This window comes from Peribacillus sp. 05N428 (genome assembly GCF_056397085.1).
Map to the genome: position 1 here is coordinate 1 of NZ_JBFTMS010000079.1, position 7,952 is coordinate 7,952.

The 7,952-nt window shown below is 34.5% G+C and carries 12 protein-coding genes; 8 read left to right on the forward strand and 4 right to left on the reverse strand.

Translation table 11 applies throughout. From position 1 onward, the window contains the following. From AC1DIV_RS29195 to AC1DIV_RS29225, 7 genes are all read left to right on the forward strand, one after another. The coding region (locus AC1DIV_RS29195) for a hypothetical protein (RefSeq protein ID WP_477577908.1) at nucleotides 1-778 on the forward strand (778 nt) is incomplete at its 5' end. Nucleotides 779-1,012: 234 nt separating this feature from the next. Next, nucleotides 1,013-1,945 (forward strand): ornithine cyclodeaminase family protein, encoded by a 933-nt coding sequence (locus tag AC1DIV_RS29200; protein ID WP_105718928.1) that lies wholly within the window; start codon nucleotides 1,013-1,015, stop codon nucleotides 1,943-1,945. A 219-nt stretch (nucleotides 1,946-2,164) separates the two neighbouring features. After that, nucleotides 2,165-2,815 (forward strand): class I SAM-dependent methyltransferase, encoded by a 651-nt coding sequence (locus AC1DIV_RS29205; protein ID WP_235443596.1) that lies wholly within the window; start codon nucleotides 2,165-2,167, stop codon nucleotides 2,813-2,815. 232 nt (nucleotides 2,816-3,047) lie between these two features. Next, nucleotides 3,048-3,575, forward strand: coding sequence for a nucleotidyltransferase family protein (locus tag AC1DIV_RS29210; RefSeq protein WP_105718949.1), 528 nt, complete (start codon nucleotides 3,048-3,050; stop codon nucleotides 3,573-3,575). 146 nt (nucleotides 3,576-3,721) lie between these two features. Further along, nucleotides 3,722-3,877, forward strand: a complete 156-nt coding sequence (locus tag AC1DIV_RS29215; RefSeq protein WP_181151578.1) for a hypothetical protein — start codon at nucleotides 3,722-3,724, stop codon at nucleotides 3,875-3,877. 665 nt (nucleotides 3,878-4,542) lie between these two features. Beyond that, nucleotides 4,543-4,980 (forward strand): GNAT family N-acetyltransferase, encoded by a 438-nt coding sequence (locus AC1DIV_RS29220; RefSeq protein ID WP_105718930.1) that lies wholly within the window; start codon nucleotides 4,543-4,545, stop codon nucleotides 4,978-4,980. 231 nt (nucleotides 4,981-5,211) lie between these two features. Further along, nucleotides 5,212-5,490: a hypothetical protein gene (locus AC1DIV_RS29225; RefSeq protein WP_054399208.1), complete on the forward strand. Its 279-nt coding sequence runs from the start codon at nucleotides 5,212-5,214 to the stop codon at nucleotides 5,488-5,490. Nucleotides 5,491-5,594: 104 nt separating this feature from the next. On the opposite strand, the gene AC1DIV_RS29230 is transcribed toward AC1DIV_RS29225, so the two are convergent. Both AC1DIV_RS29230 and AC1DIV_RS29235 read right to left on the reverse strand, forming a co-directional pair. Then, nucleotides 5,595-5,867: a hypothetical protein gene (locus tag AC1DIV_RS29230; protein WP_477577909.1), complete on the reverse strand. Its 273-nt coding sequence runs from the start codon at nucleotides 5,865-5,867 to the stop codon at nucleotides 5,595-5,597. 105 nt (nucleotides 5,868-5,972) lie between these two features. Next, complete coding sequence (locus tag AC1DIV_RS29235) at nucleotides 5,973-6,095, reverse strand: hypothetical protein (protein WP_284706183.1); 123 nt, start codon at nucleotides 6,093-6,095, stop codon at nucleotides 5,973-5,975. A 222-nt stretch (nucleotides 6,096-6,317) separates the two neighbouring features. Here AC1DIV_RS29235 and AC1DIV_RS29240 point away from each other — a divergent pair, with 222 nt between their 5' ends. After that, a complete protein-coding gene (locus AC1DIV_RS29240) occupies nucleotides 6,318-6,644 on the forward strand; it encodes a hypothetical protein (protein ID WP_105718931.1) in 327 nt (108 codons plus the stop codon). Between the two features lie 102 nt (nucleotides 6,645-6,746). On the opposite strand, the gene AC1DIV_RS29245 is transcribed toward AC1DIV_RS29240, so the two are convergent. Next, a complete protein-coding gene (locus AC1DIV_RS29245; protein ID WP_105718932.1) occupies nucleotides 6,747-7,127 on the reverse strand; it encodes a DUF6262 family protein in 381 nt (126 codons plus the stop codon). Continuing rightward, a partial coding sequence (locus AC1DIV_RS29250; protein WP_477577910.1) for a tyrosine-type recombinase/integrase occupies nucleotides 7,120-7,952 on the reverse strand: 833 nt, incomplete at its 5' end. The genes AC1DIV_RS29245 and AC1DIV_RS29250, both read right to left, overlap by 8 nt.

The following is a 7,952-nucleotide window of genomic DNA, read 5'->3' on the forward strand; positions in this document are numbered from 1 at the left end:
TAAAAATGATATAAGAGTGCATTTTGAGAGTATAATGACGGATGATAAAGAGACAAAACTTTTATTGACCTTCCAAAGTAAGAAAACAAATTTAAAAAATTATTATGTCGATAATTTTGAGGGAGACACATTGATTAACCTCTTTGTTGGAAATACACAGAAAAAATCATTATCTTGTGTGGGTTGGGGAAGTAGATATTACGATAGTAAAGAAAACAAAGTGGTTAAAGCTTTATCCTTTGAATCCCTAAAAAAATATGCTGGACARGACATCCGAYTAGAAATTGAAAATTTGACGATATACGATAAYAATAAGACTCRAAAAGTACAAACAATATGGCCACTTGATATAAGGCTTGATRAATCAGCYGTTTTAAAAAGAGAAACTATGGAAATAAACAAAGAATTTATTTTTGAAAAAGAAACATAYAAAATTATAAGGWTAGAGTTCTCGCCACTAGAAACAAGAGTTGTCGTTACTGGATCTGATACAAAACTCCAAACTGCAGAGAGTGGATCCCAGTATAGAAAGATGAGCAAGTTAGAGCATAAATTGCTTAATACAAGGAAAGTAAATAAAAAATACGGGTATTTCGTTGACAATAAAAAGTCTGGTGTATTTCTAAAATCAGCTGGTGAAAAAGTTGATCCTATCTTTAATAAGGGTGAGGTATCAGGTGACGATGATGAATACAACATGGTTTTTGCTCCTGTCAAGAACCGTCAAGACTGCATTCTTGAAGTTGGTAATGATATTAAGATTCCACTAACAAGATAAATAATGGTTCGTTTTAGCTGCCCCTAAATGGCAGCTTTTTCTTATGGAACTAAAGGGGCAGGATAGTTGAAGAGTACTGTTTAATCTTTGTTCAACAATTGGGCCAGAGTGTTGAGTAAAGAAATGGTTGTTTTATGTTAAACTAAAAGAAAGGTATAATTAGTTAATAAATGTAAAAAGTGTAAAGTTATAGCGTTTTAGACTAGGTTTCTATGAAAGGTGGGCATATAAGACATGTCATATCAAGTTCTAACAGATTCTGACGTTTTGAGATTGACTAGAATGAAACCCGTCATTGAGGCAATTGAGCGCGTTTTTCGTGAACAAGCAAATGCAACCCTTGTTTCACCACCTCGATTTCAGTTGGGGACGGAGAATGGAAACTTGGTTTTCACTGCTGGCGCCGCAACGGAGACTGAAAAAGTTATAGGCTTTCGAGTTTACGATACCTATTCAAACGATCATTCGGGTCACGAACAACTGGTATCTGTGTTTGATTCCGTGACAGGTGTATTCAAAGGCGTTATTATTGGCAATTCACTTGGTGCCCTTCGCACGGGCGCAATTGGGGGAGCTGCCATTAATGCCATGTCTCGGTCAGATGCAGAACAGCTAGCGATAATTGGAACAGGTATACAAGCTCGTACGCAGTTAGAAGCAGCTATAGCTATTCGTGATATTAAAAGGGTTCTGGTTTACAGTCGTAATGATATAAATCGAAAGAAGTTTGCCGAAGAAATGTCTGAAAAACTTGATTTGGATGTAATTCCTATGGATTCACCCAAAAAGTGTGTGGAGAAGGCAGATATCATCATCTGTGCTACAAATAGTCGTTCACCAGTGATTGATGCGGATTGGTTAAAACCGGGTGTACATATCAATACTGTTGGACCAAAATCGATGAATGGACATGAGTTGCCCATAGAAGTAGCTGGTAAAAGCTCCGTAATTAGTACAGACTCCCTTGAACAGTTACGTGCCTATTCAACACCTCACTTCTTAGCCAATACTCCTTATGAACAGAATATTGTACAGCTTTCGGACATCGTAACTGGAAAAACACCGGGCAGAACTTCAATCAATGATGTTACATTGTTTTGTTCCGTGGGACTTTCTGGCACTGAAGTGGTTGTTGCAAATGAGATTATGAAAATGGCAGAAAAGTAAGCGAGGATTTGAAATGTCACAAACCTATATGGTTTGAGGAATCTTCTTCGCTTTTCTTATAGAACTAACGGGTGCTTTAGCTGAAGATTAGAGCTGTTTTTAAGGCAGCTTTTTCTTTATGCAACGCAGGTTAGTTTAAGGGGTATTATGGAATTTGTGGTAAAATGCAGGTAACGATTTTTGGAATTACTGGGGGAGGTTAAATGCAGGGTGACAAAAATGAAACAAAATATATGGGAGAAAGAATATAGAAATGTTGAGAGTTTATGGGGTTTCAATCCTAATAGTATCTTATCTCAATATGTTGAAATGCTTCCTAAAAACGGAGAGGTTTTAGACATAGGTATTGGAGAGGGCAGAAATGCCCTTTTTTTTGCTAAACAGGGATTTGCTGTTGAGGGTATCGATATTTCGGAAACGGCAGTGGAACGATGTTTGGAACTTTCGAAAGAGCACAATTTGAATATTAACGCTAAAGTTCAAGATATTACTTCTTTTGAGATTGAACCAAATAAATATTCTTTAATTATACTTTCAAATGTACTTAATTTTTTTCCTGATAAGGATATTAAAATTATTATCGAAAAGGTGAAAAATGGGTTGATTAAAAATGGGTTGGTATATATTAATGCCTTTGATGATAAAGAACCAGGTAGAAAGAAAGCTCCAGAGAAGTATGAGCAGTTAGCAGAGCATACGTTTTATATTGAAAGTTCAAATATGTTTCTTCATTATTTTACAAGAAGTGAATTAGAAGGCTTTTTTGCAGATTATAAAACGATAAGCTTGTCTCAGTCTTACTCTATGGACATTTCGCACGGTCAACCTCATTTCCATAGCACATTAGAAATAATGTCACAAAAGTCTTAAAAACGTTATCATTCTTATTACACTAATAACTGTGTTAGTTCCTGAAAAAGGCCATCATTTGATGGCCTTTGGAATGTAAAAAAATATTCTTAATGAACTAACGGGGCAGTTTAGTTGAAGAAGGATTTGCATCCGAAGTTAAAGAATAACTAATGAAATACATTTTACAAGGAGTAATTTTAAAGTGATTAATGAGGAAGAAATCGTTTCGCTTATTAGCAAAGATAAATGGATGATGGAAATATTAGAATCTACCAAATCATTGAATTTGCCTGATTGGTGGATATGTGCTGGATTTATCCGATCAAAGGTCTGGGATGTGTTACACGATTTTAGAGTAAGAACAACTATTCCAGATATTGATGTGATCTATTTTGATCCAACAAATATTGATAAATTAGAAGAAAAGAAAATCGAAAAAAAATTAAAATTTCTTATACCCAATATCCCTTGGTCGGTAAAGAATGAAGCGAGAATGCATGTTAAAAGTAATATGCCTCCTTATTCCTCGTCTGTTGATGCTATATCGAAGTTTCCAGAAACAGCAACAGCTTTAGGAGTAAAGTTAGATGAAAATGACAATGTAATATTAACAGCCCCTTGTGGAATTAGTGATGTTATTAATTTAGAAGTAAAACCAACACCTTATTTTAAAGAAACTAAAGAGCGAGTGGAAATTTATGAAGATCGCATAACAAAAAAGAATTGGAAATTAACTTGGAATAAGATAAAAGTTAACCACATCAAAATCCCTTATTAAGCTAACGGATGCCTTGGCTGAAGATCAGAGCTGTCTTAAAGACAGCTTTTTCTTATGGAACTATCGGGGCAGGATAGTTGAAGAACAAATGTGGTTTTTTATGGTAAAATAAACTTAAATTATTTTCATTAAGGGGTCTACCTGCTATGAAATTAGATGATAAAAAGAAAAAGATTCAAATGGAATATAGGGAGAAATTACAGCAAAAGAAAAAGAATAAAAAAATCACACTCGAAGCAATTGTAGTTGCTATTATCATTTTTCTATTTATTGTTTTAAATTCAATTTTTAAATCATTTTAACTGTTTTATGTCACAACTTGTGTTAACTCACAATAAGTCTTATTCAACAAACAGGTGCTTTACTTCAATAAGGGAGTTGCTTCGGCAGCTCTTTTTCTTATGGCTCTAACGGGGTAGTTTAGTTGAAGAAGGATAAAATGATAATAGGGAAAATGGGATAATATGGAGTATTAATGTATAATTGGATTGAAATTAGAAAGGGTGGGGATGTTTGAAAAAATCGTCTTTGTTCAACTTCTTAGCAGGACTTATCATCATTGGAGTACAGGTTTTTCATATCGTGAATGGGGCAGACCCTTTATTCCCTGTTATAATAATAGGTTTATTTGTAGTTTCGTTTATTATGGAACGAAAGGGTGTTACCTCCTTTTTCTGGGCAGGACTAACCATCTTATTGTTGTTGTTCTCCTTATGGACTATGCTTCCGCGATTGTTATTTGGGCCTTAAAACAAAGAAAGACCCTGTTGTTTGTGAAGAATTGTAATTAAACTAACGGGTGCTTTAGCTGAAGATCAGAGCTGTCTTAAGGCAGCTTTTTCTTATGGACTATCGGGGCAGGTTAGTTGAACAAGTAATCACACGTAATTATAGATTTTGAAAGGGAATTACTGGAGTGTAATGTTAAACTTTATAAAAATGATATTGAAAGGACTGGACTCAATTAATGGATATTAGAAAACCTAACGACTCGGAACTTAAAAAGGTTATGTTACTTTCACCACAAGCTGTTTTTGATGGCACATTGGGTGAAGTAAAACCTACAAATGAAAAAATCGAACAACTTGTTGAACCACTTCTTGAAAAGGGAAGCTATTATTTAATAGCAACAGAAGACGATAAATTAATGGGATGGGTCCTTATAGGGGCAATTAAAGACCAATTTACTGATAAAATGATTGGATTTATTTATGAATTATTTGTTATAGAAGAATTTAGAGGGAATGGAATTTCTAAAATGCTTATGAGAACTGCCATTGACCTTCTAAAACAAGATGGGTACTCAGAAGTCCGTCTAAGTGCTTTTGCAGAGAACCAAGCTATTAAATTGTACGAAAAAATGGGCTTTAACATAAGAACAGTTACTATGAGTTTGCCGTTTTGAATGAAAGGCACTTTAAGTTTTTACTTTGAAAAATACTAATTAATCATATATAAACAATTCTTATGGAACTAACGGGTGCGTTAGCTAAAGATCGGAGCTGTCTCAAAGGCAGCTTTTTCTTTATGAAACTATCGCGGCAAGTTACTGAAAGAAGGACCAATATAAGTATTTAGTATCCAATTCTATCCATAATTTAATGGTACAATTATACATATTATAAGGAGGTAGTTTATGTTTAAGAAAATCTTTATGTTATTTGGCTTTTTAATCACTTTCATTGGTCTCTCTTCTTTCCAATCTGATTTAGCAAATGCGCCAGTACCAGTAGATGAAGAAGTTATTCTATTACCTGGAAGTGTCACCTTAGTTGAAGATGACATTGAAACAGCAAAAAAACAAAGAGAAAAGGCGATGCAAGATATGGCAGATCACCCTGAATTGTTTCAATTTGCGACAGAAGTAAATACCCTAGAAGAGATGCCGTATAGTTTCAACTTTGATTTTAAATAATATTTTTTCTGCAAGCTAACGGGTGCATTAGCTGAAAATCGGAGCTGTCTATACGGCAGCTTTTTCTTTATGCAACTAAAGGGTGCGTTAGTTCAACAAAAAGGTTATTCAGCAGTGAATGTAAATGTTTCTTTTAAAGGTCTGCCTTCGCTACCTTTTTGAGTCCAAACGATTTCAACTTCCAATTCCGTTGCTTTTTCAGCTAAAAGGAAATTGCTAAATTTATAAGGATACCCATCATTCAATTGTTTTGCTAAAGAAATCGCCTGTTCATCAGTATCTATTTCTCTACAAGGATTATCAGGAGGACAACCAAAAAGTGCAAACTTCGTCGTAGAATTAGGTTCATTTCTAAACATATGAATTTCCGCAGTCAATACATCTTTACCAATGTTATCAACTTTTAAAGAGTAAGTATGAAATTTTCCCTTTTCGGGCTTTATTAACCCCTTATCTTGTTCAGCTTCTCCTACTTGAACTGACTATTGTTTCGATGTTTGTTTGGTTGGTAATTCACCAAAGGTTAAAGCTTTTGCCTCTAGAGTTGGTGCGACTACGTTCAAAAGAAATAATGTACATATAGCAAAAATCGTTTTCTTAACCATAACTACCTCCTTGTTTTAATTACAGTTACTTTGCCCAAAATGGAATGGAATATGTTTTGAACTAACAGGTTCTTTAGCTGAAGATTAGAGCTGTCTAAAAGGCAGCTTTTTCATATACAACTATTGGGGCAGTTAGTTGAAGAAATAAATTTTAAAGTAACATAATTTTAGTTATGGTAAAATATGTTATTGCAACAGTTAGAATTATTGGGAGGTTTTTATATGAAAGGGAAATTAGTTTTAACCCTTGGTTTTACAGGAGCTTTAGCATTATCAATCGGTTTTGCGAAAGATCTGCAAAGTACAGAGGCATTTGCACAAGATGGACAAACAAGTACTAATAACGGAGATCAATACAGATATGTAACAAGAGAGGAACAAGACCGTAGAGAAGGTATGATAGCTGAAGGAAAAGATGTTACCACATTTATAACCGCAGAAGAGCAAAATATGGTAGAAAATAGTTCAGCTCAACAAGGGTTTGTTCCACAAGAAAATGGGACAGGTTTCTATTTCGTAAAAGAGAAAAAAAATAAGTTTAGTTATTAAACTAACGGGTGCGTTAGTTTAATAAAAACTTCATAGCTAGACCCAAATAGTGAAACCATTTTGACACAATCCTTTATCAAAATGGTTTCTTTTGAAATACAGTTATATCTTCCTATATATCTCTGCATAAGCTACTTTTAATTGCCCTTTTAAATCTTTATTCTCTTGTTCTATTCTTTTGATTTTTCGTTTCAATGAATCGATAAGAGCATCCTTGTTATTATCATTCATTTTTCGTTGAACTTGTTTTTTGGAAGGAACTATCGCCTGCTGCTGTCTTAAAGTTTCAATCCTTTCACGAAGAACTAGATTGTTATAAAGGGTCGCTTTTGCAACTCCTGCCTCACTTGCCACACTGTTAAAATTAATGTTCTCATTTGCTCGAACAAGCCGTTGAATCGCTTCATCTACTTTATTAGTGGTAGCTGTCCTACGATCTTTATGGACTTGTTTTAAATGTGTTTGGAGGTTAAAATTAGCCATTATCTGAATCCTTCTTTCTATTCAGCCGATCTAACCGACCAAAAATAATATTCCCTTTTTCAATGGTGTTTAATATGTTTTTGTATCTTTCCAAGTTCGTTTTATTCTTCTCGGATATTTCAGTCCTTCCACGGCCTTCTAAGATATCAATTGTCCTTGTCGCGGTCTTAATTAATAATTCGTATTTTTGTTTATCCAAATCTGAGAATCCAATCGCTAAATCTTTGCATGGACTTCCACCATTACAAGTTAGGCATGGCGGTTCCTCTGAATAAGGACAATTACCGTTAATTCTTGCGTGGCAGCTTCCGTATGGATTATCTATCGCGTTTAATTTATGATCACGCCATAACATCTCAAGTAGATCTGATGGTACTTCTTCGTCCGAATTAACCTGCTTCATTTCACCGTTAAAATCAAAACTAAACAATCCATTTTTCATGGCTTCTTCGAACACTTTACGCTTCGTACCATCTAACAATTTAGCATATCTGAKGGTCATTTCAGGTGAAGCATGTGCCAATAGTTCTTGAACTGTAAGAATATCAGCKCCACTATTTAACATCTTTACTGCATATGTGTGTCTAAATTGATGGATTTTAAAATGATAAATATTCCCCTTTTCATCGACTATCCTTCTTTCACTTGCAAGGTCGTTAAGTTTTTCGCTAACCCAACCATTCGAATAGGGACGTCCTTTTCTAACTCCTCTATACCTTACAAAAACAAACCGATTTGGGTTGTTTTCTTCATTGCTATATTTTTTTGATTTGTCTATTAACACGGCGAGAATATTCGCTAAATCTTCATCTATCGGTATAGAGT

What these genes read in the sequence shown, in the direction of transcription:
- AC1DIV_RS29200 (WP_105718928.1), top strand. Translation starts at nt 1,013, where the DNA reads ATGTCATATCAAGTTCTAACAGATTCTGACGTTTTGAGATTGACTAGA.
- AC1DIV_RS29205 (WP_235443596.1), top strand. Translation starts at nt 2,165, where the DNA reads ATGAAACAAAATATATGGGAGAAAGAATATAGAAATGTTGAGAGTTTA.
- AC1DIV_RS29210 (WP_105718949.1), top strand. Translation starts at nt 3,048, where the DNA reads ATGATGGAAATATTAGAATCTACCAAATCATTGAATTTGCCTGATTGG.
- AC1DIV_RS29215 (WP_181151578.1), top strand. Translation starts at nt 3,722, where the DNA reads ATGAAATTAGATGATAAAAAGAAAAAGATTCAAATGGAATATAGGGAG.
- AC1DIV_RS29220 (WP_105718930.1), top strand. Translation starts at nt 4,543, where the DNA reads ATGGATATTAGAAAACCTAACGACTCGGAACTTAAAAAGGTTATGTTA.
- AC1DIV_RS29225 (WP_054399208.1), top strand. Translation starts at nt 5,212, where the DNA reads ATGTTTAAGAAAATCTTTATGTTATTTGGCTTTTTAATCACTTTCATT.
- AC1DIV_RS29235 (WP_284706183.1), bottom strand. Translation starts at nt 6,095, where the DNA reads ATGGTTAAGAAAACGATTTTTGCTATATGTACATTATTTCTTTTGAAC.
- AC1DIV_RS29240 (WP_105718931.1), top strand. Translation starts at nt 6,318, where the DNA reads ATGAAAGGGAAATTAGTTTTAACCCTTGGTTTTACAGGAGCTTTAGCA.
- AC1DIV_RS29245 (WP_105718932.1), bottom strand. Translation starts at nt 7,127, where the DNA reads ATGGCTAATTTTAACCTCCAAACACATTTAAAACAAGTCCATAAAGAT.